At 69.2% G+C, this 25,785-nt stretch carries 21 protein-coding genes and 2 pseudogenes; 7 read left to right on the forward strand and 16 right to left on the reverse strand.

The window, feature by feature from the left end:
• From G3I19_RS17990 to G3I19_RS18000, 3 genes and pseudogenes are all read right to left on the reverse strand, one after another.
• Nucleotides 1-182 (reverse strand): annotated as a pseudogene (locus tag G3I19_RS17990) (glycoside hydrolase); the annotation flags it as partial.
• A 238-nt stretch (nt 183-420) separates the two neighbouring features.
• Nucleotides 421-810 carry a hypothetical protein gene (locus G3I19_RS17995; RefSeq protein WP_164264649.1) on the reverse strand — a complete coding sequence of 130 codons (390 nt, stop codon included), beginning with the start codon at nt 808-810 and terminating at the stop codon, nt 421-423.
• A gap of 62 nt (nt 811-872) precedes the next feature.
• Nucleotides 873-1,604 carry a TetR/AcrR family transcriptional regulator gene (locus G3I19_RS18000; RefSeq protein ID WP_164264650.1) on the reverse strand — a complete coding sequence of 244 codons (732 nt, stop codon included), beginning with the start codon at nt 1,602-1,604 and terminating at the stop codon, nt 873-875.
• Nucleotides 1,605-1,763: 159 nt separating this feature from the next.
• On the opposite strand from G3I19_RS18000, the gene G3I19_RS18005 reads away from it, so the two are divergent.
• Entirely contained in the window at nt 1,764-3,125 is a 1,362-nt protein-coding gene (locus tag G3I19_RS18005; protein ID WP_164264651.1) for an FAD-dependent monooxygenase, read from the forward strand.
• Between the two features lie 32 nt (nt 3,126-3,157).
• Here the strand turns inward: G3I19_RS18005 and G3I19_RS18010 are convergent, their stop codons facing one another.
• On the reverse strand, nt 3,158-3,598 hold the full coding sequence (locus tag G3I19_RS18010; RefSeq protein ID WP_164264652.1) for an ATP-binding protein: 441 nt from the start codon (nt 3,596-3,598) through the stop codon (nt 3,158-3,160).
• A 163-nt stretch (nt 3,599-3,761) separates the two neighbouring features.
• Between G3I19_RS18010 and G3I19_RS18015 the strand changes: the two genes are divergently transcribed.
• The gene (locus G3I19_RS18015) at nt 3,762-4,640 is read left to right on the forward strand and encodes a helix-turn-helix transcriptional regulator (RefSeq protein WP_164264653.1); all 879 of its coding nucleotides are present in this window, start codon (nt 3,762-3,764) and stop codon (nt 4,638-4,640) included.
• Nucleotides 4,637-4,846: a DUF397 domain-containing protein gene (locus G3I19_RS18020; RefSeq protein WP_164264654.1), complete on the forward strand. Its 210-nt coding sequence runs from the start codon at nt 4,637-4,639 to the stop codon at nt 4,844-4,846. Before G3I19_RS18015 ends, G3I19_RS18020 begins: the two co-directional genes overlap by 4 nt.
• Before the next feature lie 9 nt (nt 4,847-4,855).
• Here G3I19_RS18020 and G3I19_RS18025 read toward each other — a convergent pair whose 3' ends face one another.
• Nucleotides 4,856-5,632: an alpha/beta hydrolase gene (locus G3I19_RS18025; protein WP_164264655.1), complete on the reverse strand. Its 777-nt coding sequence runs from the start codon at nt 5,630-5,632 to the stop codon at nt 4,856-4,858.
• Nucleotides 5,633-5,965: 333 nt separating this feature from the next.
• On the opposite strand from G3I19_RS18025, the gene G3I19_RS18030 reads away from it, so the two are divergent.
• Complete coding sequence (locus tag G3I19_RS18030) at nt 5,966-6,862, forward strand: SMI1/KNR4 family protein (protein WP_239074479.1); 897 nt, start codon at nt 5,966-5,968, stop codon at nt 6,860-6,862.
• 192 nt (nt 6,863-7,054) lie between these two features.
• Here G3I19_RS18030 and eno read toward each other — a convergent pair whose 3' ends face one another.
• The gene (eno, locus tag G3I19_RS18035; RefSeq protein WP_164264657.1) at nt 7,055-8,362 is read right to left on the reverse strand and encodes a phosphopyruvate hydratase; all 1,308 of its coding nucleotides are present in this window, start codon (nt 8,360-8,362) and stop codon (nt 7,055-7,057) included.
• A gap of 265 nt (nt 8,363-8,627) precedes the next feature.
• Here eno and G3I19_RS18040 point away from each other — a divergent pair, with 265 nt between their 5' ends.
• Entirely contained in the window at nt 8,628-9,050 is a 423-nt protein-coding gene (locus tag G3I19_RS18040; RefSeq protein ID WP_164264658.1) for a MarR family transcriptional regulator, read from the forward strand.
• Between the two features lie 154 nt (nt 9,051-9,204).
• Here the strand turns inward: G3I19_RS18040 and G3I19_RS18045 are convergent, their stop codons facing one another.
• Together G3I19_RS18045 and G3I19_RS18050 are read right to left on the reverse strand one after the other, a co-directional pair.
• On the reverse strand, nt 9,205-10,188 hold the full coding sequence (locus tag G3I19_RS18045) for an amidohydrolase family protein (protein WP_164264659.1): 984 nt from the start codon (nt 10,186-10,188) through the stop codon (nt 9,205-9,207).
• 63 nt (nt 10,189-10,251) lie between these two features.
• Nucleotides 10,252-10,953: an SDR family NAD(P)-dependent oxidoreductase gene (locus tag G3I19_RS18050; protein WP_164264660.1), complete on the reverse strand. Its 702-nt coding sequence runs from the start codon at nt 10,951-10,953 to the stop codon at nt 10,252-10,254.
• Between the two features lie 125 nt (nt 10,954-11,078).
• On the opposite strand from G3I19_RS18050, the gene G3I19_RS18055 reads away from it, so the two are divergent.
• Complete coding sequence (locus G3I19_RS18055; RefSeq protein WP_164264661.1) at nt 11,079-11,657, forward strand: TetR/AcrR family transcriptional regulator; 579 nt, start codon at nt 11,079-11,081, stop codon at nt 11,655-11,657.
• A 167-nt stretch (nt 11,658-11,824) separates the two neighbouring features.
• On the opposite strand, the gene G3I19_RS18060 is transcribed toward G3I19_RS18055, so the two are convergent.
• The 6 genes and pseudogenes from G3I19_RS18060 to G3I19_RS18085 all read right to left on the reverse strand — a co-directional run bounded on the left by G3I19_RS18060 (nt 11,825) and on the right by G3I19_RS18085 (nt 20,878).
• On the reverse strand, nt 11,825-12,481 hold the full coding sequence (locus G3I19_RS18060; RefSeq protein WP_164264662.1) for a hypothetical protein: 657 nt from the start codon (nt 12,479-12,481) through the stop codon (nt 11,825-11,827).
• Nucleotides 12,482-12,575: 94 nt separating this feature from the next.
• Nucleotides 12,576-12,856: pseudogene (locus tag G3I19_RS18065) on the reverse strand (MerR family DNA-binding transcriptional regulator); the annotation flags it as partial.
• Between the two features lie 173 nt (nt 12,857-13,029).
• Nucleotides 13,030-13,983: an IS481 family transposase gene (locus tag G3I19_RS18070; protein WP_164264663.1), complete on the reverse strand. Its 954-nt coding sequence runs from the start codon at nt 13,981-13,983 to the stop codon at nt 13,030-13,032.
• A gap of 103 nt (nt 13,984-14,086) precedes the next feature.
• Nucleotides 14,087-14,710 carry a hypothetical protein gene (locus G3I19_RS18075; protein ID WP_164264664.1) on the reverse strand — a complete coding sequence of 208 codons (624 nt, stop codon included), beginning with the start codon at nt 14,708-14,710 and terminating at the stop codon, nt 14,087-14,089.
• A 10-nt stretch (nt 14,711-14,720) separates the two neighbouring features.
• Nucleotides 14,721-19,553, reverse strand: coding sequence for an RICIN domain-containing protein (locus G3I19_RS18080; RefSeq protein WP_164264665.1), 4,833 nt, complete (start codon nt 19,551-19,553; stop codon nt 14,721-14,723).
• 392 nt (nt 19,554-19,945) lie between these two features.
• Nucleotides 19,946-20,878: a diiron oxygenase gene (locus G3I19_RS18085; RefSeq protein WP_164264666.1), complete on the reverse strand. Its 933-nt coding sequence runs from the start codon at nt 20,876-20,878 to the stop codon at nt 19,946-19,948.
• Nucleotides 20,879-21,017: 139 nt separating this feature from the next.
• On the opposite strand from G3I19_RS18085, the gene G3I19_RS18090 reads away from it, so the two are divergent.
• Nucleotides 21,018-22,118 carry a ferritin-like domain-containing protein gene (locus G3I19_RS18090; protein WP_164264667.1) on the forward strand — a complete coding sequence of 367 codons (1,101 nt, stop codon included), beginning with the start codon at nt 21,018-21,020 and terminating at the stop codon, nt 22,116-22,118.
• A gap of 155 nt (nt 22,119-22,273) precedes the next feature.
• Here G3I19_RS18090 and G3I19_RS18095 read toward each other — a convergent pair whose 3' ends face one another.
• Nucleotides 22,274-24,964, reverse strand: a complete 2,691-nt coding sequence (locus G3I19_RS18095; RefSeq protein WP_164264669.1) for a SpoIIE family protein phosphatase — start codon at nt 24,962-24,964, stop codon at nt 22,274-22,276.
• A gap of 89 nt (nt 24,965-25,053) precedes the next feature.
• On the reverse strand, nt 25,054-25,785 hold a 732-nt coding region (locus tag G3I19_RS18100), incomplete at its 5' end, for an amidase family protein (protein ID WP_164264668.1).

Consider the following 25,785-nt stretch of genomic DNA (forward strand, 5'->3'; position numbering starts at 1 on the left):
GGGGTGCCGGCGGCGTCGGGACCGGCGGTGGCGGCCGGTCCTGCGGGGGGCGGCGATGCGGCCGGGCCCGGCTCCGGAACGGGGCTCCGGAGGCCGACCGGATCGGCGAGTGCGGGGGTCGCACCGACGACCACCGTGGCCAGCGCCGTCGTACAGATGAACCGCAGCAGTCTGCCTGACACCACATCACCTCTGCTTCCGGGGCGGGCCGTCCGCCCCGGGCCGAGCATGCGGCGAAGCCGCCGGTGTCACATCCGGGGTGGGCGGATCGGCGCAATCCGGTCACCCTTACGGGGCGGATCTGATGCACGGTCATTTCTGATGCGGGGTCAATTCTGGTGTGGGTGTGGGTGTGGGTGTGGGTGGAGGTGCGGTGGGGACCCTGGCCGGTACGGGGGGGGGGGGGGAGGGGGCGGCGCGCTACTCGGGCCCGCGGTCCGGCCCGGCCCCGCCATCCCGACCGGAATCAGCCTCGGGATCAGCCTCGGAATCAGCCTCGGAATCAGGCTCGGAATCAGGCTCGGGATCAGCCTCTGGATCCGGCTTCACATCCGGTTTCGACCAGGGCCACTTCAGCGTGCGGGGCCGGCCGTCCGGTGCGTACGCGTACTTCCAGCCGCGCTGGATGCCCAGCCGTTTGGTATGGCCGGCCGGGGTGCGGACGTAGACCAGTACGGTCGGCGGCCCACCCCCGGCGTCCGGGACCGGAACCTCGTACACCTTGGGCGGCTGGCCGGTCGGGCCGAGCAGGACGGGCAGGATCCGCCCGTCCAGCGGGCCGCCCTCGAACAGGGTCTCTTCGCTCTTCACCCGGCCAGTCTGACGCAGCAGCCGGGCAGCCTCCGGACACCCGCTGCCGCGGCCCGCCCGCGTCAGACGCGGCCCAGCGACCGGGTCGCCTCGTCCACCACGGGCCGCAGCCGGTGGGCCAGGACCCCGACCGCACCGTCCGGCTGCTCACCGGCGAGCGCGGCCGTGACCACCGCGGCGGTCTGACGGTCCGTCGCCGCCGTGGCGGCGAGCAGTGCGATGAGGTGGTCGATGAGCCAGTCGCGCAGTTCGCCGACGGGCGGCTGCTTCTCCTCGTCCAGCCAGATGAGCGAGGCTGCCTCGACAGCGGCGATCCAGGTCCGCACCATCATGCGCAGCCGTGGCCCCGGCGCACCGACCCCGAGGTGGACGAGGATCTGCTCGGCCGCGGCCCGCCGCACCTCGTCCACGATGGCGCCGGTCCGGGACGTCTCTGCGACGCTGCCGCCCTGGAGCAGCGCGGAGAACCCCGCGTCGTGCTCGTCCACGAAGGCCAGATACCGGTCCAGGACCTGAGTCAGCCGTGCGGTGAGCGGGCCGCTCTGGGGCTCGGCGAAGCAGAGTTCGAGTTCGTCGGCGGCCGAGCGCAGCGCCTTCTCGTACAACTGCTGCTTGCCGCCGGGGAAGTAGCGGTAGACGAGCGGCCGGGAGACACCGGCCGCCTCGGCGACATCGTCCAGCGACACCTCGTCGGGCGCCCGGTGCGCGAAGAGCGACAGGGCCGCGTCGAGAAGCTGGACACGGCGCTCCTCGACGCTGAGACGTCGGTACGCGGGGATCGCTGCGGGGGTCATGACCGCAGCGTAATCCCGGTGTTCACGGTGGGGCACGTTCCGGGGAGTCCCCCGCGGCCGGCCGCAGCGGGGCCACCGCCATACTGCGACTGATCGTGCCGGCAGTTACGGCAGCTCCAGCAGTTCCGGCCTGTGCCCCAACCCGAAGGGAACCCCCACGTGCCATCGGCTCTTCCCGTCCTCACCCACACCTCCGTCGTCGTCATAGGAGCGGGCCCCGCGGGGCTCGTCGTGGCGAACCGGCTGCACGACAGCGGCGTCGACTGCGTACTGCTGGAGGCGGAGAGCCGGGAGTTCATCGAGCGGCGGCCACGCGCCGGGTTCATGGAGGAGTGGGCGGTACGGGCGCTCGCCGGGCACGGACTCGCGGGGCATGTCCTCGTACAGGCCGAGACACAGGGCGAGTTCGAGTTCCGGTTCGAGGGCGAGCGGCACACCGTGCCGACGGCCGAGCTGTCCGGGCGGAGCCACTTCGTCTATCCGCAGCCGCGGCTGGTCACCGACCTGCTCGCCGCGTACGTGGACAAGGGCGCGGGTGACGCCCGCTTCGGTGTCCGGGACGTACAGCTGGACGGCATAGGGGGTACAGGGGGCAGAGGGGGTGTAGAGGGCACCGGCGGCACCCATGGCACCGGGGACACCGCCGCCACCGATGGCACCGGCGGCGACCGGCCGGTGGTCTCGTACACCGATCCGCTGACGGGCGCCCGGCACCGTGTCGTGTGCGACTACGTCGCAGGCTGCGACGGTGCGCGGGGGGTGACGCGGCAGGCGATACCCGACGGCCAGGTCACGGTGAGCCGCCGCGACGACGGGGTCGCCTGGCTGGCGCTGCTCGCCCAGGCGCCGCCTTCGGCGGACGGTGTGGTCTTCGGTATCCACGAGCGCGGCTTCGGCGCGCATATGGCCAGGAGCCCCGAGGTCACCCGCTACTACCTCCAGGTCCCGCCCGGTGACACCCCCGAGAACTGGCCGCACGAGCGCGTCTGGCACGAGCTGCGCACCCGGCTCGCCGCGGACGGGGCCCGGCCGCTCACGGAGGGGCCGCTCGCCGAGAAGGTGGTCCTTGACATGCACAACTACGTGGTGGAGCCGATGTCCTACGGACGCCTCCACCTCGCGGGCGACTCGGCGCACCTGATCGCACCGATCGCGGCGAAGGGGATGAACCTCGCGATCCACGACGCGCTGCTGCTCGCGGACGCCCTGATCGGGGCCGCGCCGCGCCGGAACGGGGCCGACGGGGCCGACGGGGCCGACGGGGCCGACGGGACCGACGGGACCGGCAGGGACGGCGGGGACGGAGGCACGGGTCTCGCGGGGTACTCGGAGGCGGCGCTGGAACGCGTCTGGCAGTACCAGGAGTTCTCCCAGTGGCTCTCGGACGTCCTGCACGGGGCATCGTCCGGCGACCGCTTCCGGGCGGCCACGGCACGGGCCCGACTGCGCCGGATCCTGGCATCGGGCACCCCGGCGCGGGCGTTCGCGGGTCTGTACATGGGGGAGGAGAGCGGGCGCTGACCGGGTCGCGGGTGACCGTGACCCGGTGACGGTCACCGTACGAGGTCGATCTCCGCCCACACCACCTTGCGGGGCACGGGCCCCAGGGCCACACCCCAGCGGTCGGCGAGCGCTTCGACGATCAGCAGACCACGCCCGGACTCGGCGTCGTCGGCGGGCGGGGCGGCGCTGCCGGGCCCGGTGGGCGGCAGCCGGTCGCCCCGGGTGTCGGTCAGCTCGACCCGCAGGAGCGTGTCGCCGTACACGGTAAGGCTCAACTGGAAGTCCCTGCCCGGGACCCGGCCGTGGACGACGGCATTGGCGGCCAGCTCGGCAACGATGTGCGCTGCCGTCTCCGCCCGCAGCCCCCAGTCGCCCAGATGCGCCACGGCGAGCAGCCGGGCGAGCCTCGCGCCCCGGCGGGTGGGGGAGAGCAGCACGGTGAACTGCCGGGTGGGAGCGGAACGTTCGGTTCGGGTGATTTCTTGAGTCACGTCACTCAGCGTGGCCGCAGCCGCCTACCGTGAACAGTGACACGGCGCCTACGTACGGTGACTGTCCCGGGTCTGTCCAGTGCTGTCCCGGCTGTCCGGGGTGACGTGCTGGGGACGAACAGGGTTGAGCCAGAACGGCATACACGTCGGAAGCGGGGCACGGATGAGCGTGGATGAGGCCAGTACGGAGCGAGGGACCGGCGGAGCGGACGAACCCGGCTGGGACGTCGACCCTGACGACGAGTCCGGTGCGGCGGTGGTCGCAGCGGTGGGCCGCCAGCTCAAGGCGTGGCGGGAGTCGGCGGGGCTGCGGGCGAGCGAGTTCGGCGCCGCGATCGGGTACGGGGAGGACCTGGTCTTCAAGGTGGAGGGCGGGCGACGCATTCCGCGACCGGAATTCCTGGACAGGGCGGACGAGGTGCTGGGCGCGGGCGGGAAGATCGCCGCGATGAAGAAGGACGTCGTGGAGGTCCGGTATCCGAAGAAGATCCGGGACCTCGCGAAGCTGGAGGCGAAGGCCGTCGAGCTTGAGGCGTATCACCACCACAACATCAATGGCCTGTTGCAGACCGAGGAACACATGCGAGCCCTGTTCGCATCGTGGCTGCCCGCCTACACGCTTGATGAGATGGACCGCGTGGTGGCCGCTCGTATGGCTCGACGTGCCGTCTTCGACCGGGATCCCCTGCCGTCGCTGAGTTTTGTTCAGGAGGAGGTGACGCTTCGTCGCCCGGTCGGAGGCACAATGGTGCAGCGCCGACAACTCGAACGCCTCCTGGAAGTAGGGCGGTTGCGGAATGTGGCGATTCAGGTGATGCCGACCCATCGCGAGGAACATCCCGGCACTGGCGGTCTGATCGAGGTCCTCAAGTTCCCGGACGGCAGCGCCGTGGGGCGTTCCGAGGGTGCGTTCGGCGGCCGTCCCGTCTCCGACCCGAAGCGGCTCAGGATCCTTGGGCTGCGCTATGGGATGATCCGGGCCCAGGCTCTCACGCCACGGGAGTCGCTGGCCTTCATCGAGCAACTTCTGGGGGAGACATGATCCACAGGCCCTCTGCCGGGGACGCCGCCGAGCTGGACTGGTTCAAGAGCAGTTACAGCAGCAGTGGCGACGGCAACGACTGCATCGAGGTGGCGTCCGCGCCCGGCACGGTCCACGTCCGCGACTCGAAGAACGTCCCGGGCCCGGACCTGGGCTTCGCCTCCGAAGCGTGGGCGGATTTCGTGGCGTACGCGTCCGCGAGCTGACCGCGTACGTCAGGCCGGAGCAGCGACGGTTCCCGGAGAAGTGAGGTGCCGGGCGAAGAACCGGACCGCGCTGTCGGCCTCGAAGCGGGGCAGCTCCTTGTGCCGGCCCGAGTTCACGTGCAGCGACTTCTCCTTCGATGCGAAGGCGTCGAACAGCGCGAGACCTTCCTCGCGCGAGATGTGCTCGTCGTCCCACTGCATGTCGAACTCGATCGGGACGGTGATCCGTTTCGCCTGCTCGGCCAGCACGTCGGGCCAGTGCTGGCCGAAGACCGCGGCCGTGACTCTGGGCTCGACCGCCACGAACGGCACGCCGATCGCCGTACCCATGTTGATGCCCCAGAAGCCGACGGGACCGTGGGCGCCGATCTCGGGGAGTTCCTGGAGGGCGTCCAGGGTCGCCCGGTACTCGGGTACGGCGAGCTGCGCCAGATGGTCGTTGTAGCGCACGACGATCGGGCCTTCCGGCTCGCCCGCCGCCCTCGCCCGGAACAGCTCGGCGATTTCCGCCTCGTCGTACGCCGTACGCGGCCGGTCGCCGTGCCCCGGCGCGTCGATGACGGCGACGTGGAAGCCGCAGCCGGTAACGAGGCGCTGGGCGCGGCCGGACATCGCCGGGTGCTTCTTGTGGTTGCCGCCGCCGTGGCCCATGAGGACGAGGGGTGCGGGACCGGCGGTGGTCCGGGAGGCCGGGGACCAGAGAACTCCGGGGATGTCGCCGACGGTGAAGTCGCGCTCGATCAGGCCGTTCGACGAGGACGCGGCGGTGAACTGCAAAGAACGCATGGGTACTGCCCTTCGGGAGTGCCTTGTGGTCGAGGCGCTCCCGGCGACAGCTGCGTCAGTCGGCCGACCGTGACAAGAAGGAGAGCGCCCACATGGAACGAGCATTCATGGGTCTCACCTCCTCGAACGGTGCCGCGGTCGACGAACCGGAAGCTAGCAGCCGGACGACGATCCCTTCCACCCATTTTTCCCATGCAGTGCGGAAGGAGGCCCCTACTCTGTGGGGGAGTTGTCGTCCTTCCAACCCACGAGGAGTACCAGGGCGTGGACGTTGAGATATCCCGGCATGTGCGGGACACCGCCGCACGGTTGGGGGCAGGTGTTCCCTACGCTTTGGAAGTCACTGCCGCCCGGCTCGCCGATGACCCGGATCTGGGCCTGCCCTCGGGGCTGCCCGGCATCCTCACGGTGACGGTGGCCGGAGACCTTTTCGAGGACTGTCCCGCCCTGGCCATCGGCTATATCCGTGAGCCTGAGCGGACCGAGATCCGGTACGTCGCGCTGGACCCTTCCGCGGAGGCCGCCACGGACGCGCAGGACCAGCGGCACCAGGAACACCAGCAACAGGAGGAGAAACAACGCCAGCCCGCGGATCCCGCCTCGGCCGCGATCACCGTACGGCAGGTCGCCGACGCCTGGCATCGCATCACCGGCTGGCTCCAGAAGAACACCCCCGACTCGTACGCCGCGCTCCGCGAGGGCGCCGACCCCGGCGCCCTCGCAGCTCTGGAAGGCGACCTCGGCCTTCGGATACCCGTGGAGCTGCGCGTGCTGTGGCTGCTGACCGCGGGCGACGACGGGGTGAACGGCTCGGGATGCCTTCCCGGCAACCACGCTCTCATGACGTTGGACGAGGTGGCCGCCGTCCACCGGATGAAGATGGACAGCCGGACCCACCACGCCACCCTCAGTGCCGGCTGTCACGAAGACGAAAGAATCACCGTGTGGGAACCCACCTGGATTCCGGTGGTCGCCCTGGGAGCGGCTGACAGCACATCGGGCCTGTACCTGGACGCCGCGACCGGCTACCTCGGGCAGTGGTCCCGCTACGACGAGTACGGCGGCGACGTACTCGACACCCTGGTCACGTACCTGGAAGAGGCCGCCGACATGCTCGATGCCCCTGCCCTGGCGGCCCGGGACGAACCCGGTCTGATCGGTGGGGCGTTGGTATGGCTCAGCCGCGTCGACCCCGCACAGCAAGGCCAGTGGCAGTCTCTGACCGGCTGACCGGCTGACCGGCTGACCGGGGTGACCGGCTGACCGGGGTGACCGGGGTGACCACTGACGGGAGCAGGCCGAGTGCCCGGCATCCCGTCAGTGGCGGTCGGCAACAAGGCCGTCGGGCAGGGCTGTTCGGACGGCGCCGTCGGAAACAGCGCCTTCCAACACGGCCTCTACCTCTGTCTGTCGTTCACGTGTTCATGCCCGGCGCAGTGCTGAGCGGCCCGCGAAGCGTGCCGCGTCGCCCAGCTCCTCCTCGATCCGGATCAGTTGGTTGTACTTCGCCGTGCGGTCGGACCTGGAGAGCGAGCCGGTCTTGATCTGGCCGCAGCCGGTCGCCACCGCCAGATCCGCGATGGTGGTGTCCTCCGTCTCGCCCGAGCGGTGGGACATGACGGCCGTCCAGCCCGCCTGGTGTGCCGTGGCCACCGCGGCCAGCGCCTCGGTCAGGGTCCCGATCTGATTGACCTTGACCAGGACCGAGTTGCCGACGCCGGTACGGATGCCCTCGCGCAGCAGTGCCTCGTTGGTGCAGAACACGTCGTCGCCGGTGAGCTGGCAGCGGTCGCCCACGCGGGCGGTCAGCTCGCGCCAGCCGTCCAGGTCGTTCTCCGCCATCGGGTCCTCGATGGAGACGACCGGGTAGGCGTCGATGAGCTTGGCCAGGTAGTCGGCGTGCTCGGACGGGGTGCGGCGTACCCCCTCGCCGGTGTAGTCGTACACCCCGTCGCGGAAGAACTCCGACGACGCCGGGTCCATGATCAGGCCGATGTCGGAACCAGGGCGGTAGCCGGTGCGTTCGATGGCGGTCATCACGAAGTCGAGCGCCTCCTCCGCCGTACGGAGCGCCGGCGCGAAGCCGCCCTCGTCGCCCACGCCCGTGGAGTGCCCGGCGGTCAGCAGGTCGCGGCGCAGGGTGTGGAAGACCTCGCTGCCCATGCGGACGGCCTCGGCGAAGGTGTCCGCGCCCACGGGCGCGATCATGAACTCCTGGAAATCCAGCGGATTGTCGGCGTGGGCACCGCCGTTGACGATGTTCATCATCGGCAGCGGCAGGAGGTGGGCGCCGGCGCCGCCGAGGTAGCGGTAGAGGGGCCGGCGGTGGGCCGCCGCCGCGGCCTTGGCGGCGGCGAGGGAGACGCCGAGGACCGCGTTGGCGCCGAGCCGGGACTTCGTGGTGGTGCCGTCGAGGGCGATCAGCGTGGCGTCGAGGCCCGACTGGTCCGCCGCGTCCCGGCCGCGTACGGCCGCCGCGATCTCCCCGTTGACGTGGGCCACCGCGCGGTCGACGCCCTTGCCGTGCCAGCGCGCGGAGTCTCCGTCGCGCAGTTCCACGGCTTCCCGGGCGCCGGTCGAGGCCCCGGAGGGGACAGCCGCGCGCCCCAGGGACCCGTCCGTCAGGACGACGTCGACCTCGACCGTGGGGTTGCCCCGGCTGTCGATGATCCGGCGGGCGGTGGTGGTCTCGATGACGGCGTTGACGGTTCCGACTGCTTCTGCGGACATGGGAATTCCTCCCGTTGTCGTATGCCGTGGCCCCGGCTGCGACAACGCTGGCGCTGGGCCCGACAACGACAAACCATACAGCAATGCTGCTCAGTTTGGCTGTACAGCATTGCTGTGCAGGAGGCTGTGCAAGACAGCCGCTCAAGACAGCCGCGCAAGGCAGCTGCGCAGGATGGCCGAGCGGGTCAGATGTGCAGGCCAGATGTGCAGGTCAGGTGTGCAGGTCAGCTGCGCAGCATTGCTGACCAACGGGGTAAAGTGCCCTATGCCCACCTCGGATGCCGCCGCCATCGCCGCAGAACTGCGCACCGCGATGGGCAAGCTCACTCGCCGCGTCAAGCACGAGGACCGCATCCCGCTGGGCCAGGTCGCCGTACTCGGGACGCTCGACCGTAACGGCGCCATGACCACCAGCGACCTCGCCGCCGATCAGCGCGTACGCCCCCAGTCGATGGCGAGGGCGGTGGGGCTGCTCATGGAGCAGAACCTGATCACGCGCCGGGCGCACCCCACGGACGGCCGCAAGTCGCTGGTCGAGCTGTCGGACGCGGGCCGGGGCGCGCTCGAAGCGGAGCGCGGCCGCAGGGCGGGCTGGCTCGCGCAGGCCATCGAGGCCGAACTCACCGATGAGGAGCGGGCGTTGCTGGCCCGGAGCGCCGCCCTGCTGGAGCGGCTCGCCACCCGCTAGTGCTGTGACCGCCTAGGTTCGCCGGGGGCGGGACCGTAGCGAGAACGCGCTCCCCGCCGGATCGGCCATCACGGCACGGCGCGGCACGGCGCGGCAGGACGTAGCGCCGTCGGCGCGGCCTGGCCGGTGGCATCCAGGGAGGGGGGCAGGTGATTCAGCCCAGCCGGAAGAGTGTTTCCGCGTTCCCGGACGCGATCCTGGCGCGGTCCGATGGGTCGTGGATGGTGGCGAAGAACTGCTCGATGGCCGCCGCGTCGGGCCGGTGGAAGGGGTAGTCGGTGGAGAACAGCACCTTGTCGGCGCTGGTGAAGTCGAGAGTGTGCCGCAGCAGCCGCTCCTGGAGCATGCCGCTGCTGGTGATGTGGATGTTGGTCTTGATGTAGTCCGAGACCCGGCGTTCGAGGTGCTTGGCGACACCGGAGAGGCTGTCGACGCGGTCCATCCAGAACAGCAGCATTTCGCCCCAGTGGCCGAGGACGAGCTGAAGATCGGGGTGCCGGTCGAAGGTGCCGCGCAGGATCAGCCGCAGGGCGGACAGTCCGGCGTCCATGTGCCAGCCCCAGCCGAAGCTCGCCAGCGCAAGGTCGGTCAGCGGGTCCAGGCCCCGGTACGCGGCGTCGCGCAGCTCGTCCGACGGGATCTGCGGGTGGATGAAGACGGGCTGGTGGAGGCGGGCCGCGGTGGCGAACAGGTCGTCGTAGGCGGGATCGTCCAGTGGGCGGGAGCCGGTACGTCCGTGGACCATCGCGCCGACATGCCCCAACTCAGTGGCACACCGTTCGAGTTCCGCCGCTGCGGCCTGCGGATCGCTGGTCGGCAGGGTCGCGAACGCACGGAGGCGGTCCGGATACGCGCGGACGGCCTCCGTGGCCTCGTCGTTCGCTTCCCGGGCCAGCGCGACGGCCTCCGGGGCGGGCAGTGCCTGAGTGGCGGGCGTGACGACGGAGAGGATCGAGATGTCGATCCCGGCGGCGTCCATCGTCTCGATACGGCCCTGGCCGATGTCTTCCAGCCGGGCCTGGTTGTCGCCCATGGTGTTGAAGGCGACGCTTTCGTCCCGCGCTGCGTCGGGCAGGCGGTCGAGTGCCTCGCGGATGGCGACGCTGTTCCAGTGCTCTTCAATCGCGATGATCTTCACGTTGCTGTTCCCGGGAGTCGAATTCTGAGGCCGTGGATTCCGGCCGTCCGCCGTCCGTACGTGTCACCAGCGGACGGTCTGCCCCTGGTAGTCGAGGAACTGCAGCCCGCCCTTGCCGGCCTGTGCCTCGACCGTGTCGACCACGCCGGGGATGCTCTGGTCGACCGTCAGACGCGCGTCGGGGCCGCCCAGGCCGGTCCGCACCCAGCCGGGCGCCATGAGCAGCAGCGTGCGCGGGTCGTCGGCATGGCGTGCGGCGAAGCTGCGCATCAGCTGGTTCAGCGCGGATTTGCTCGGCCGGTAGATCTCGAAGCCGCCCTTGTCGTTGTTGGCGACACTTCCCTGGCCCGACGACATCACTGCCATCGTGCCGTCCGGGACCACCAGATCCTGCAGCGTCTCCACCACCCGCATCGGGCTGAGCGCGTTGGTCACCATCAGCCGTACGAAGGTGTCCGTGGACACGTCGGCGACGGTCTCCGTGGGGTCGTTCGTCGTCCCGGCGTTGACGAAGAGCAGGTCGAACGTCGTCGGGGCCAGCCGCTCGTGCAACGCCGCGACCTGCTCGGGAACCGTGATGTCGACGCTCTCCACCACGAGCCGGCCACCTGAGGACTCGGCCAGGTCGTGCAGCCCGGTCCGCTTGGCTCCCCGCACTGTCGCGGTCACCTGCCAGCCGCGCTTGAGGTACTCGCCGGCCAGTGCGTACCCCAGACCCCGTGACGCGCCGATGATCAGAGCGGTCTTGCCGGTGGGTGTGGCCATGGGACCCTCCTCCGTTTTCGATGGCGGGCGGCGGACTTCTCGGCGCCGCGCATTCGCTCATCGCTTGTTGAGTCAACGCTACACGATGTGACCGCCTCCCGCTCAACGGATGTAGGGTGAATGCCGTGAGTGAGCCGAGAAGCAGGGCCGAAAGGCGAGCGGCGACCGCACAGCGCATCCTGGAAGCGGCGCGTGCGGAGTTCGGGGAGCGCGGCCTGGAGGCAACGACGATCCGCCGTATCGCCCAGCGCGCGCACGTGGACCCGTCCCTGGTCATGCAGCACTACGGCTCGAAGGCCGCGCTCTTCGCCGTCGCCATCGAAATGGGAGAGTCCGCTCCGGAGCAGGTGGAGGCCCATCTGCACGACGTCCTGGACGTCCGGATCGGGGCCCTGCCGCCGGAGACCAGGGCTCTCGTGCGGTCCATGCTCACCGCACCCGAGGCGGAAGCCTCCATGAGCGCGTTCCTGAACGAGCGGGTCGCCAACCTGAGCGGAGCCATGGGCGGCGAGGACGCCGAGCTGCGGGCAGCGCTGATCGTCAGCAGCATCCTCGGCCTCACCGTCGCCCGCCACTTCCTGAAGCTCGACGCGTTCGCGGACGCCTCCGACGCCGACATCGCCCGCGTGGCCCGGCCATGGGTCACGACCGGGGTCGACCCCGCCGCGGGGCAGGACCCCCCGACTCCCACCGAGGCGGACTGAGCGGTGCCGGCGCCCAACCGGCGCGATCGCGGTGGTGGGCACCGGAGGCACTTCTCCCCGGCTGGAGTGGCGTACGCGTCGGCGGGCCGACCGCGCTGTGGAGCACTGAGCAGCTGCCACCTGCCGCCGGCCTTGCTAGCCCCGAGTAGGTGCCGAAGCGTGCCGCACTACGTCCGGGGTGTGCCGTCCCAGCGCCACGAGGTCAGACGCGGCCGTCCGCGCAGTTCGGCGCGTCCGGTGGCCCACAGCAGGGTCGGCCAGGGATCCGTGGACTCCGGGGCGTTCGGAAACAGCCGGGTGAGCACTCGTGAGCACAGGTCGACGGGTGGGTTCCAGGCAAGCCCGAGCCCTTGGGCCAGGTCATGCGTATGCACCAGGGTCTCCACGATGCCCATCGCGGCGAAGCCCTCGGGGTCGGAGATGCCGAATGCGTGGTGGGCGCGGACCTGTGGAGCAGTCGTGCGGACCATGGCGACCAGCAGTGCGCCACTTGCCTCCAGCACCTGCAACAGGCCGGCGGGCCCCGCGCCACGGTCCGCGTGAATGGCGTTCGCGGGTCCGCCGGGCCGTCGGCTCTCCCACGCGAATGGCACCTCGGCGTCCAAGGGCGGTGTTCTGGGCCCCAGTTGTGCGGCGTATGCGAAGAGATCGTCGCTGAGGTGCTCGACGGTCTCCCAGCAGTCCCATTCCAGCGAACCCGCCTTTTCGCTCCACACGGCTGGGGGTGCCTTGCGAAGGACCGCCAGAGCGAGCTGCACGGCAAGGTCGAGGTCGTCGGCGGTGACGGGGGAAGGAGAGGGGCCAATCTCGGCTGATCGGGACATGGCAGGACCGTATCCCGGCTCGAAGGAGTCGCGGGGTTACGCCTTCCCTTCGATGGTGGCGGTCCGCGTAACCAGGCGAACTCGGGCAGGGTGCGGCGCGGTCGCACTGTTCCAGCAGCCGACCACGCAGCGGGTGCAGGTGCGCGACCGCGTCGGTGGCCGGGACGTCAACCAGATCCGCGATCGTGCGGGCCAGACGTCGTGCGGCAGGCGGCACTTTGACGACAGGCCCTGGGCTTGCACATCCCGCAGCCGCTCCACATCGCCCGCCGCGTATGCCCGGTAGCCGGCCCAGGTCCGCGTGGACGGGTGCACGAGGCTGATCTCGTCGTAGTGGTGCAGCGTGCGGTCGCTCACCCCGGCCGGCCGGGCCACGCGTTTCGCGGTAAGGCGTTCTTCCACGGCGCCGACAATGCGGCAGGACGCCACGTGAGGGTCAAGCGTTCACCGAACCGCTCGGGCGGGCCGGTTCGGGAATGGGGCCTGGGGCCTGTGCGGCTGCCGGGGCCGGGGCGCGTGTCCCGCCCCGGCGACGCTCACGGTACGGGCTAGTTGTATTGACCTGCAGGGTTGTTCACGCGGTTGATGGGTGGGTGTCCGTTGAGTGCGGTGTGGCAGCGGTGGTGGTTGTAGGTGTGGAGGAAGTCTGTCAGGGCTGCTGTGCGTTCGTCGTTTGAGGTGTAGGGCCGTAGGTAGGCCGATTCGTCGAGCAGGGTGCGGTTGAAGCGTTCGACTTTGCCGTTGGTCTGTGGCCGGTAGGCCCGGGTGAGTTTGCCGGTCGCGCCGAGATGGGCCAGGGCGGCCTTCCAGGCCAGGTCCTTGCGGTAGGCCCAGGCGTTGTCGGTCAGTACGCGTTCGATGCGGGTGATGCCGTGGTTGTGGAAGAACGCGGCCGCGCGGGTGAGGAAGCCCGCGCAGGTCGCGACTTTCTCGTCGGGGTGGATCTCGCTGTAGGCCAGGCGGGAGTGGTCGTCCACGGCTGAGTGGACGTAGTCGAAGCCCATCCCGCGGATCGGTCGGCCGGCTTCGCGGCCGTGGATCTTGTGGCCGCCGCCGTCGGGAATCCGGCCGAGTTTCTTCACGTCGATATGAATCAGTTCGCCGGGTCGTTCACGCTCGTAACGGCGGATCACGGTGCCGGTCGGGCGGTCGAGCCAGGCCAGCCGATGGATCCCGTGGCGGGCCAGGATCCGGTGGACCGTCGAGGCCGGCAGGCCCAGGACCGGGCCGATCCTCGCCGGTCCCAGTGTGCGGGATCGCCGCAGGTCGCAGACTCTTGCTTCGATGTCGGCCGAGGTCCGGTGCGGTGTCGTGTGCGGCCGGCTGGAGCGGTCGTGAAGGCCGGCCTCGCCTTCGGCCCGCCACCGCTGCATCCACTTGTGCGCGGTGGCCCGCGATATGCCCATCTCGGCTGCGACATGCGCGACCGGGCGGCCTGAGCGGACCCGCTCGACCAACAGGCGCCTACCGAAAACGGTCAGCCGGGCATTACGGTGGGACACGAAGACCTCCGTGCGGTGAGTTCCTAGACAGCTCCCACCACACCGGAGGTCTTCGTCATGTTCAAGACCTACCGAGTGTCAACAACGCTCGTGATCAATACAGCTAGTCGCTCGTCACCTGATAGTGGACAGCCTCCACTACGAACTGCCCGTAGTGGAGGGCGGAACCGATTTGCTCGAACCTCGCATACTGAGCTGAAGACAGTACGGAGCCCCGACAGTGAAGGGCAACCATTTTCAGAAGTATCCGAAACCCGAGGTCCGGGGTGCAGTAGCGGACGCAATCGGTCAGCGCTGAACGCACCTTCGACTCGAGATATCCAGCTACCTGGATCTCGGCCAGCACCTCTTCGGTCAGGTCGTATCCGTCTTCCGTGTCCGCACCGCTGAGCTCAGGGACATCACGCCCGGAAAGCCAGGAGTCGCAGATGCGGATGATGGTCGCCAACCACTCGGATCCTGACTCGACAGTGCTGCAAGAATCGGATCGGAAGAAGTATTCGGCGCTGCTTCCTGTTCTCCACAGGATTTCGATCGTATCTGACGTGAGCTTGTCCAGGAGTAGTTGTGCGTCCCGGCGCAAGGACAGGACTCGGTTCGGATCAAGTTCGTCTACGAGTTGATTTTGGACGGCTGCGGCCGCGGAGGCTGCATAGTCGGACCAGTCCTGATGAAAGAAATCCATGATCCATGTCAGGCCGAAGTCGAACTCGGTGAACCTTTTCATGCTGTCATCTCTATTCGGGGAAGGCTGTCAGAACGAAGTACCCGAAGCGGTGCCCTTTCTGACGCTGAAGGATGATCCTGTACCTATTGCCGGCCTGTGTAATCTTGCCGTCGGCGTGGGCAACCCATCCAAGTGAGTTATTCGCCCCGAATGTACCCACGAGGGGGAGCTGTTGCTCCGTCCCCCTGAGCCAGTTACGAATCGCTGTCGCCTTGTTGGCCAGCGCATAGTCCACGACCTGCTGTGCAGTCTGGAGGTCGGAGAACGCGGAATTCTTTCCGCTCGACTTCTTGGCTGCCAGTGCGATTCCCTCCTGCTGAGTCACCTTCACGTGTTCGTCGAAGGCGTGAGCCACTCCCGGGAAGGCATGTCCGTCCTTGACGATGTCGTTGCAGTTGTGGACAAGGACCGGTGTAGAGCCTGCGAGGACATAGAAAGTGTGAAGGTTGGAGACGGTCAGGTCGTACACAGTCTGCGGTGCGCTGACTGCCCGCACATCTGCAACGAATGCAGTTGTGCCGCTCGGCGTCAACATCCCGTCTCCCGTTTGCAGGTCCGAAGCCTGTACCCACCCACGTCCTGTCACGTACACCCGATGACCGGGGGTTGTCGTGATCGATCCATGGTCCACGGTTGAGACCTGGACGAACTGTCCGGCTTCGTGGGAGAACGTGTTGGATACCCGCTCCGGATGCGAGAACCGACTGGCCGGATCCGTCGCCATCAGGGTGTCGCCGGGCCGTAGCGAGCTGATTTCCTGACGGGAGCCATCTGACATCAACACCTTGGTGTTCCCGGGGAAGCTGTTGGCCGTGCATGCGGTCCGAAGATCCTCATACAGGTCGACTTCTCGCTTGATGTTCGCGGCAACCGCAGCATCCAGATCCAATGCCTTGAGCGTCTTGTAGGCATCTTGGACTCCGACCCCCGTGTGCATGGCAGCATCGAGAGCCCGGATTGCCTTGGCTGCTCCAGCAAACGCCTTGCCGGGTATGAAGTTGCTCAGCGCCCAGGCGCAGCCGCTGGCGCTGCCGTGCCAGCAGTCGACGAAGTCCTGGACCAGAGCCGCCTTGATGACCTGGTAGGTGAGGGTCTGCTGGATGAGTTCCAGCTTGGAGAAGTACCGGGTGACGTCCTTCTTCAGACCTGAGATGCGCTTGCTGTCGATGAGCACTGTGTCCTGCGTTGAGCATCCGCTGGCACTGGCCGTTGCGTCGGGGTCGGTGCAGAGGAAGAAGTCGACCACCGCGCTGAAGGTGACTGTGAACGTGGTGGTGCAGCCTTCGAAGCCGATCGTGATTTCGCAAGGTTCGTGCTGCTTGGCGTCGGTGATCTCGATGCTGTCTTCGTCGACGACGTACCACGTGCCGCCGATTCCGGTTCCCGCGCCGGTGGAGATCTGCGTGTTCGCGGCGTTGCGTTCCGCGTCCTCGGCTGCCTGCTGTGCGTCTTTGGCGTACTTCAGCGCGTCCTTGGCGGCTTGTTCGGCTTCGGTCGCTGCGGTGTCAGCGCTGTCGGCGGCTGCGCGTGCGTCCTTGGCGTCCTGTTCGGCCTGATTTGCTGCCGCGCGTGCGGCTCCCGCGTCGAGTGCTGCCTGGTCTGCGGAGTCGCGGGCGTTCGTGGCGTAGCCTTCGGCGTTCCCTGCTGCCTTGTCGGCTGCGGTTGCGTCGGCGGTGGCCTGGTTGTCGTAGGTGATGGTGCGGGCCAGTGCTGCGGTGGCCTTGGATGCGGCGGTGGCGGCGTCGGCTGCGTAGCTGAGGGCGTCCTTGGCGTAGGTGCGGGCGTCGGCCGCGTATCCGGCGGCGTTGGCGGCTGACTGGTAGGCGGCTTTGGTGTCGGCTCCTGCCTGGTCGGCGAGGGCCTTGGCGGTGGCGGCTTCCTCCTGTGCGTTCTTGGCGTGGGCGTCCGCGACGGCCTTCTGTTGCTCGGCGATGGTCTTGGATGCCTGCCCGGTCAGTACGACCAGGCTTGCGGCCGAGTCGGTGGTGACGTAGGGGGAGCCGAGCTGGATGGCGTCGTTCGCCGGTTTGGCGACTTGGGCTGCGGCGTTGCCGGCGTCCTCGGCTGCCTGTGCGGTGACGTGGGCGAAGCCCGCGGCCTTCGCCGATGCGGCCAGGGCGTTGCCTGCTTCTTTGTTTGCCGTGTCCGCTTGGGTCTTGGCGGTCTTGGCCTGTGCTTCGGCGTCGTCGGCCAGCTTGACGGCTGTCCTGGCTTCCGATGCGGCGTGCTGTGAGGCTGCGATGGCGTCGGCTGCGGCGCTGGTCGCGGTCTTCACCGCGGCATCGGCCTTCAGCTTCGCCGCCTGTGCTCCGTCCGCGTCCGAGCGGGCCCGCTTCGCGGCAGCCTCGGCCCGGGTGGCCGCCGCATCCGCGTCAGCGGCCGCCTGGGTAGCCGCATCAGCCTCCGAACGCGCCTTCCCTGCTGCTGTCTCGGCGTCGTCCGCGTGTTTGTCGGCTTCATTGGCAGCGGTACGGGCGGCGTCTGCCGCATCGCCTGCGTCGAGGGAGTCGGCGTAGGCGTCCTTCGCGTCGGCCTTGGCGCGCGCCGCGTTCGCTTTCTCTTCGGCGTCCCACGCGTCGTCCCGCTTCGCCTTCGCGGCGTCACTGGCCTTGACCGCAGCGTCCCTCTTCTCGACCGCGGTCGCCTCGGAGGCCTCGGCCTTGTCCTTGGCGTCGCTCGCCTTGGTCGCCTCAGCTTCGGCGTTCTTCTTGTGCTCAGCGGCCTCGGCCTGCTTGGCGGCGGCGGTCTCCTTCTCCGCCTTGGCCGTCTTCTCCTCGGCCTCGGCGGCGAGCCGCTTCGCGTGCGCCTGGGCGGCCGCCGTCTTGGCGTCGCTCTCCGCCTTCAGGGATTCGGCGAGCTTGGCCTCGGCCTCCTCCTTGTCCTTCTTCGCGTTGTCCCGGTGGACCTTTGCCGCATCGGCTGCGGCCTTGGCCTGCAACTCGGCGCTGTGCGCGGCTTCCTTGCGGAACTCCGTCTTCACCTGCGCGGCCTGAGCCAGCGCACGCTGCGCGACGGTCTCGCTGTCCCCACCGGATGCGCGGGTGGCGGCCTCGGCGGTCTCGCCCGCCTTCACCATCGCCGCCAGGGCCGCAGACGCCCCCTGGGTGACCTGCGCCTTCTGCTCACCGACCAGCAGGCCACGGCCCCGGGGAGCACCGTTCTTGTCGGCGATGGCGTACGCGGCGCTCTCAGCGGTGTCCGAGGCGGTAGCGGCCGTCTTCGCCGTAGCGGCCTGCGTCTTGAGCGCGGTGAGCTGCTTCTTCGCCTCTGCCTGGGCGCCGGCGACGCCTTTCGTGGCCTGGTCGAACTGGGCCTTCGGCGGAACCTGACCGGTGTGCCCGGACGGCTTGATGTCGAACTGCTGGGCCGCGGTGTTGTTGCACGTGTACAGCTGCGAGTTGAGACCGTCGGTGAACGTATGCAGGTCCAGGCACTTGCCGGTACCGACGTTCTTCAGGCTCGTGGTGGCGTGGAGGTTGTACTCCCAGGTCTGCGCTGGGTTTTCGTGGCACCCCCAGATCTGGATCTGGGTGCCGTTGACCGCGGCGTTGCCGTTCACGTCCAGGCACTTGTTGGAGTTCACGTTCTGCAGGTGAAGACCCACATCGTCGCCGTACACCCGCCACGCCTGCGCCGCGGTGCCGTTGCACTTGTACACCTGGACCGGGGTGCCGTCGGTCTTCGCGGCGCTCTGCACGTCCAGGCACTTGCCCTTCGCCGCGTGCACCTCGATCACCCCCGGGGCGTCACCGACCCACCCCGCACCGCCCGCCGACCAGTAGTCCTGCCAGCGGGCAAGGTGGTCGGCGATCCAGGACTGGCCCAGCAGCTCACCCAGCGCCTTCGCCCCAGTGGCGAGGGCCTTCGTGGCAGTGGTGTTCGCGTCCAGGACCTGGTTGCGCTGCACCTGCTGGGAGGCGATCTCCTGCTGCCACTCCGTGGCCGCAGTGGCCGTGATGCCGCCGAGGACCTGGTCCGGGTCGATCGGATCGCGCCACGCGCACCCGGCGAAGCGGGACTTCAGGTCCTCGACCGCGATCCGGTACTCCGCACTCCCCGGCTGCGGAGCCGCGTGCGGGAAACCGCCGGATGCGAGGACGATGCGGGCGTCGTCCGCGCCCGCGCTCTCACCCGGCTGTCCTTGCAGCCACTGGAATGCATCGTGTTCGGCGAGCGCACGGTTCCACTCGTCCGCCGTCAGGCCGGTCGGGTCGGGGTCCTTGCCGTAGAGAGGGGTACCCACGGCGTCGACGGCCTTGAGCGTCTTCGCATCAGCAGTCGGGGTGGAGTCCTCGTAGAAGTCGCTCTCGTCCTTCCAGAACCGGTCGGCCGCCCACTGGCCCAGACCCGTCTGGGAGTAGAAGTCGTCCCTCCCGTCCCCGGGCGACCCCGGCGGCCACTGGAAGTCAGCCTGCGTGAAGCCGGCCGGCGATGTCAGGCCCGAGAGAGGTTTCTGCCACGCGGCCGGCCGCGCCCCGAGTGCGTCCAGTTCCTTGCCCGCCGTGTCCCGGTCCGCCGTGTAAGCGGTGGCCAGCGGAGTCTTCTGCCAGTACTGCCGGTCCGCCAGCACCCGCAGCTGCTCCGGCGTCTGGTTGAGACCGCCCTGTGCGGTCTTGGCCATCGAGGGGCCGCCCAGCCGCAGCACATCGCCCATCAGGCACTGGTCCTGACGCAGCTTCTCAGCAGCCGTGTCCTCGTACCAGTCGTACGAGTCGCTCGCCGACTCGGCGTTCCGGCCGAGATCCAGCAACTCGGGGCGGACGGCCAGCCCGCCGAGAACGGCCAGAGCGGCAACGGACGTGACAACGGGGGTCAGGATTCCGGATCTTCGGAATCCGGGCATACGGAACCACGGTCTGGGGCGCAACGGAGTATCCCTTCGGAAGGTGACAGGCACACCGAAGGGAACAGAACGGCCCGCTGGGCGATCAGCGGGCCGTCAGGTGCTGTGCTGCGGCACTCCCCCCGGTATGCCAGTCCGGTCAGCGCCACCGGTGGGGGTGCGGTAAAGATCCTCGCCGAGGCGCGGCACGCACCATAGGCACAGGTCAACGGGGTGTCACAAGGGGCGATTGCAGCGCTGACTCGAACACGTCAGCGAGTAGGTGAGCCTCCATGGACCGTAACTCCCTTGCGCATGCCAGGGATTATCTATGGGGACCTTGTGAAGCTGATGTGAAAGAGGGGTGGGGTGCTGGATGGGATTGGCCGAAAATCGATCTACCAAGCATCGGCCTACTTCGCCAGCAGCCCCGAGCTGACCCACAACTTCCGCCCCGCGCCGCGCAGTACGCCGATGTCGTCCAGGAAGTCCGTCAGCCGCTTGGCGCCGTTCTGCATGACCTCCGCGCGGTGGCCGCTCGCCTTGACCTGGGCTACTGCCTCGCGGCGGTCCAGGCCGGTGTTCGTGTACACCTGCGGGTTGATGAAGCAGGTGGAGAAGACCCGCGCCGCCTCGCCGCAGCTGAGCCGGGTCAGGTGCTGCTCCCAGCGTGGTGCGGTGACCATCTGGCGGCGCAACTCCTCCCGGGCGTACCGGACATGGCGCGCTTCCTCCACCACGTGGATACGTGTGACCCCACGGACCAGGGTCTGTACCCGCTCGTCGGGGAACGTCAGCCGCTGCATGTAGTCGAGGATCTCCTCGCCCAGCAGGGTCGCGGCGAAGGAACCCGGTGTCGTGGACGCGGTCTTCAGGACCCGGGCCAGGTTGTGGTAGATCCGCGGGACCGGGTACGACGGCGCCCCGCCCTTCTGGATCATCCTGGCGAACATCATCGAGTGCCGGCACTCGTCGGCTATCTCGGTGAGTGCGTACCGCACATGATTGCTGGTCACGGGCTTGTCGTAGATGTGCCGTACGAGCAGCTGCATCAGGATGATCTCGAACCAGATGCCGAGCGAGGCGAGGGACGCCGCCTCGTGCCGGGCGAGCTCCATCCGCTGGTCCTCTGACATCTTCCGCCAGAGCGGGGTGTCGTAGAGCGATACGAGCTCCGGCGGCCAGAACCACTTGCCGTCCTCCACCGGTGCCGCCCAGTCCAGTTCCCTGTCCGGGTCGAACGAGTGCTTGGCGGACGATTCCAGGAGGCGCTCGGCCACCTGTTCGCGGTCCCTGAGCAGGCCGAGGGCGTCGCGGAGCACTTCGCGTTCGGTCGCTGTCGTCATCTCTGAGGCACCTCGCGCTTGGGTTACCGGCGGTCACGTCGGCGGTCTCCCGCTATCAGACTGCGCGTCAGTAAGCCGCGTCAATCCCTTGTGTGCGACTTGTTGACTCGGCGTCTACCAACGTGTGAGCCTGCCAGGTATGTCGACGCATGAGCTCTACACGAAGACGCAGGTCGAGCCCAACTGGCAGATACCGGCGTCGGGTTCGGCCCGGTTCAGCTGGGAGTACGACGAGGGGCGCGACCGGCTGCTCGCCCTGTACCAGAAGGGCAAGGACAAGCAGTGGGACGGCGCGAAGCGCATCGACTGGTCGCTCGAAGTGGACCCGTACGATCCGCTCGGCACCCCCGACGAGGCGATGACCCTCTACGGGACGCCCCACTGGGCGAAGATGACCGACCGCGACCGGGGCGAGCTGCGCAAGCACTACACGTCCTGGCAGTTCAGCCAGTTCCTCCACGGGGAGCAGGGCGCGATGGTGTGTGCGGCCAGGATCGTGGAGTCCGCACCCGACATGGACGCCAAGTTCTACTCGGCCACCCAGACCATGGACGAGGCCAGGCACGCCGAGATCTACGGCCGCTTCCTGCACGAGAAGATCGGGATGCTTTACCCGATCAACGACAACCTCCAGGCCCTGCTGGGCGACACGCTGCGCGACTCCCGCTGGGACATGCCGTATCTGGGGATGCAGGTCCTCATCGAGGGGCTGGCGCTCGCCGCCTTCGGCATGATCCGCGACACCACCGACAAACCGCTGCCCAAGCAGATCCTGGCGTACGTCATGCAGGACGAGGCCCGGCATGTGGCCTTCGGGCGGATGGCGCTGCGCGACTACTACAAGCAGCTCACGGACGCCGAGCTGCGGGAGCGCGAGGAGTTCGTCATCGAGGGCTGCTATCTGATGCGCGACCGGCTGCGCGGTGTGGAGGTCCTGGAGAACTTCGGCATCGCACGCAAGGAGGCGGAGGAGCTCTCGGAGCAGTCCGAATTCCTCACCCTCTTCCGGCAGTTGCTCTTCAGCCGGATCGTGCCGTGCGTCAAGGACATCGGTCTCTGGGGCAAGCGGCTGCAGAAGGCGTACGTCGACATGGGCGTCTTCGAGATGGGCAACTCGAATCTGGATCTGCTGATGTCGCAGGACGAGGAGATCGCCGAGCAGCTCGACCGGGAGCGGTTCGCGCAGGAGGAGCAGGAGCGGGTCGCCGAGGTGGAGTCGGCGATCGCGGACGGAGCCTGAGACCTGAGACGACAGCCGAAGGCCGGTGGAGCCCCGTAACCGGTGAGGGCTGTTGGGGCCCGGGGTGAGTGCGAGCCGAAGGCCGGTGAAGGCCGGTGGAGGCCGGTGTCCGTTGACGGCCGGCCGAGCCTGCCGCCCGGGCGGGCCCGGCGCGTTCATGGGTCGGGGCCCTCCATCCCCTCCAGATCGTCCAGGTCATCCAGGTTGTCCAGGTCCACGGACCACTGCTGTGGCTGCGGCTGCGGTCCGGTGAGGAGCTGCTCGGCCCAGATGATCTTTCCGCGCGGCGGATATCTGGTGCCCCACCGCTCCGCGAACTGCGCGACGAGATAGAGCCCGCGGCCGCCCTCGTCCATCTCCGCCGCCCGTTTCAGATGCGGTGAGGTACTGCTGTTGTCGGCGACCTCGCAGGTCAAGGTCCCGCTGTGGAGTATGCGCACCCGGATCGGAGCGGTGCCGTAGCGGACCGCGTTGGTGAGCAGTTCGCTCAGGATGAGCTCCGTGTTGAACGCGATCTCGTCCAGCCCCCACTCGCTGAGCCTGCGGGCTGCCTCGGACCGTACGGTGGCGACGGCCGCCGGGTCCGCGTCCATCTCCCAGTCCGCGACGGACTGCGGGTCGAGCAGCCGGGTCCTGGCGATGAGCAGGGCGGCGTCGTCCTCCCGGTGCGAGGGCGCCAGCGCGTCGAACACGCTCCGGCACATCTGCTGCGGTTCCGTGTCGAGCCCGGCCTGTTCCTCCAGGGTGGTGCGCAGCATTTCGAGCCCGGCGTCGATGTCCCGGCCGCGCTCCTCCACCAGGCCGTCGGTGTACAGCACCAGGCTGGTGCCCGCTGCCAGGTCGAGCACCGCGGTCTCGAAGGGCAGGTTGGCGGTGCCCAGCGGCGGCCCCGCGGGGACGGCGGGGAACCGCACCGCTCCTTCCGGGTCGACCAGCGCCGGCCCGAGGTGGCCCGCGCTCGCCACCGTGCAGCGGCCCGAAACCGACTCGTAGATCGCGTACATGCAGGTGGCGCCGGTGACGCCCATGCCGTCGCCCAGCGAGCTGTTGCCCTCGTCCATGGTGAGGACCAGGTCGTTGAGATGGCCGAGGATCTCGTCCGGCGACAGGTCGAGCGAGGAGAAGTTGTGCACGGCCGTACGGAGCCGGCCCATGGTCACCGCCGCGTGCAGACCGTGGCCGACGACATCGCCGATGACCAGCGCGACCCGGGCGCCGGGCAGCGGGATCACGTCGAACCAGTCGCCGCCCACCCCGGCCCTGGCGGGCTCGTAGCGATGGGCCAGGTCCAGGGCCCGGTTCTCCGGCAGGTCGTGGGGGAGCAGGCTCTGCTGGAGGGTGACCGCCGTGGTGTGCTCGCGGGTGAACCGGCGGGCGTTGTCGACACTCAGCGCCGCTCGCAGGGCCAGCTCCTCGGCGAAGGAGAGGTCGTCCTCCTCGTACGCGTGGCGCTCCAGGACCCGCCAGAAGCTCACCAGGCCCAGGACGACACCGCGCGCCGTGAGCGGCATCCGGATCAGGGAGCCGAACCCTTCCTCCACGGCCCGCAGACCGCCCGAAGGGTCCTGCTGCCGCCAGTCGTACGTACCGGGCAGATCGGCCTCCAGCGTGGCCTCGCCGGCGGCCAGATACTGCGCCAGCGGGGTGCCGGGCTCGACGTCGATCCGGGTGCCCGCCGGGTCCAGTGCCTCGCTGTCCCGGACGCCCCGCACGGCGGCCCGGCGCATCGAGGTGAAGGCGCCGCCCGGCTCCCCGCCGGACAGCACGGGCTCCGTCAGGTCCACGGTGACGAAGTCGGCGAACCGCGGCACGGCCACTTCCGCCAGCTCCTCGGCGGTCCGTACGGCGTCCAGCGATGTGCCCACCCGCCCGCTCGCGTCGTACAGCAACTGCAGCCGCTCCCTGGCCACTTCGGCCCGGCCGGTCAGGGCGCGCAGCTCGGTGGTGTCGCGCAGGGTCACCACCCTGCTGCCCAGTCCGGCGCGGGTCCGGGTGAGCCGCAGGTTGACCGCGAGCAGCCGGTCCCCGGTCAGGTGTACGGCGTCGGTCACCGGCTCGCCCGAGGTCAGCAGCCGCTCCGTGACGGCGGCCAGACCGAGGTCCGCGACCAGGCCGAGCTCCGCGTCCGGTGGCAGCGAGAGCAGCCGGCGCGCCTCGTCGTTCGCCAGCAGGACCTGCCCGTCGCTGCCGATGATGAGCACGCCCTCGCGCACCGCGTGCAGAACGGCGTCGTTGTGCTCGTACATCCGGGTCATCTCGGCAGGTCCGAGCCCGTGTGTCTGGCGGCTCAGCCGTCTGCTGACCAGGGCCGCGCCGGCGGTGGCCACGGCGAGCGCGGCCGCCGCCGTGCCGAGCAGGAGCGGCAGTCTCCTGCTGACCAGGTCGGTCACATTGTTGATCTGGATACCGGCCGAGACCAGGCCGATCACCCGGCCGTGGGTATCGGTCACGGGGACGACGGCACGTACGGCGTCGGACGGGGCCCCGTTGAAGATCTCGGTGAAGGAGTGCCCCGCGACGGCCCTGCTCAGATCGCCCGTGGCGCGCTTGCCGATCAGCGAGCGCTGGGGGTCCGTGATGCGGATCCCCCGGGTGGTCATCACGGTGATGAAGTCGACCTCGCCCCCTTTGCGCGCGGCCTCCGCCGCCGGTTCCAGGGCGGCCGTCGGGTCCCGTGAGCGCAGCGCCCGCGGCAGCCCGGGTGCGTGTGCGAACGCCTCGGCCGCAGCCAGTGAGCGGCTCCGCGCCGAACGCTCGCTGTCGGACCTGGACTGCAGCACCAGCACCACAGCGGCGGCGACGACCAGCAGGACGATCAGGACCACCTGCATGGCGAACACCTGCATGGCGACACTCCGGCGCAGCCCCCAGCGGGACGGGTGCGGCACGGGGCTCCGGCGGTGTGCGGTCACTCTCGTTTCATAGCATTGATCGCTTAGTGGGGCGAAGCGGACCAAACACTTCTTTCCGTGATCATCTCGACGGCCCGGGCCATCTCCACCAGCGAGGCGTCCTGCCCGTGTGCCGCCACGATCTGCAGCCCCACCGGGCACCCGTCCGGGTCGAACCCCGCGGGGATGCTCACCGCCGGATGGCCGCTGAGGTTGAAAGCCCAGGTCAGTGACGTCGAGTACCGTTCGCCCGGCCCTTCGTGACCATGCGGCCGGTTCGGCGTCACCGGGGTGAGCAGCAGCGGGGTGCGGGTGAAGAGCGACGCAAGCCGGTGGTCGTTCTCCGCGCGGAGCGCAGTGGCCTGGCCTGGCTGCCCGCCACGCACCGCGAGCCAGGCGTCGCACGGGTCGAGCAGGTCGTACGAGGTGGCATCGAGGCGTACGAGACCGGCCGCCGCCAGCTGCCGCACCGCCCGCATCGCGACCCGCTCCACCTCGTCGTCCACGTCGGCGAAGCCCAGGTCGGCCGACCAGACCGCGGGCACCGGGAACTCCGGCAGGGTCGGCTCGTAGCGGCCCGTCACCGAGCGCAGATACGCCTGCGCGCCCGCGGCGTCCGCCGCCAGGACGCCGGCCGACGCCAGTCCCGTCCTGTCCGGCGACGGCAGCAGCCCCGCCGTCGTCCTGAGGCCGAGCACCCCGCACCACGCGGCCGGTATCCGCACCGAACCGGCGCCGTCGCTCCCGGTGGCCAGCGGGACCATCCCGGTGGCGAC

Origin of the sequence: Streptomyces sp. SID10853 (genome assembly GCF_010548145.1) — a bacterium.
GTDB lineage: Bacteria > Actinomycetota > Actinomycetes > Streptomycetales > Streptomycetaceae > Streptomyces.